The organism is Pseudomonas laurentiana, assembly GCF_014648275.1.
Lineage (GTDB): Bacteria > Pseudomonadota > Gammaproteobacteria > Pseudomonadales > Pseudomonadaceae > Aquipseudomonas > Aquipseudomonas laurentiana.
Map to the genome: position 1 here is coordinate 1 of NZ_BMQU01000198.1, position 523 is coordinate 523.

General features: G+C 25.2%; 1 protein-coding gene. It reads right to left on the reverse strand.

The features are described 5' to 3' along the window. Positions 1–304: 304 nt before the first annotated feature. Positions 305–523: hypothetical protein (locus tag IE038_RS25790; protein WP_229775752.1), on the reverse strand; the 219-nt coding region annotated here is incomplete at its 5' end.

Here is a 523-nt window from a genome sequence, read left to right on the forward strand (position 1 = left end):
GTTATTTTATAAAGTTGGATTAGAGTTAAGTTTAATAGGGTTTTTTTTTTTTGTTGATTTTGTTAAGTTTGTTTTTTTGGTTGTGGTTTTGTTGGATAGTAGATAGGGATAGTGGGAATTTTGTTAATTTATTTATGTGTGTTATTAATTAGATGATGAGGTATTTGGTTATTTTAAGAGAGTTATAGTTATTTTTGTTGTTTATTTGTGTTTGGTTGAATTTTTTTATTTTGATATTTAGAGTATTGGGTAGAAATTATATTGTGTTAGTATTTGTAGGGATTATTGTAATGTTTTGTTTTAATTAAATAGTTGGATTTTTTTTGTTTGTATTAGTTTTGAGTTGATTGTTTGATGTTTGGGGAAAGTTTTTGAGAGAGTTGTTTTTAGTTTGTTTTTTGGTTGGTATGTGGTGATTTGTTTTTGTTGTGGAAGTAGTTTGAGTAGTTTGTTGATAGTTGATGGGTTTGGAATTGGGATTTTTGAGTTTAGTTTTTAGAGTTAATTTTTTTTTTGAAGTTAT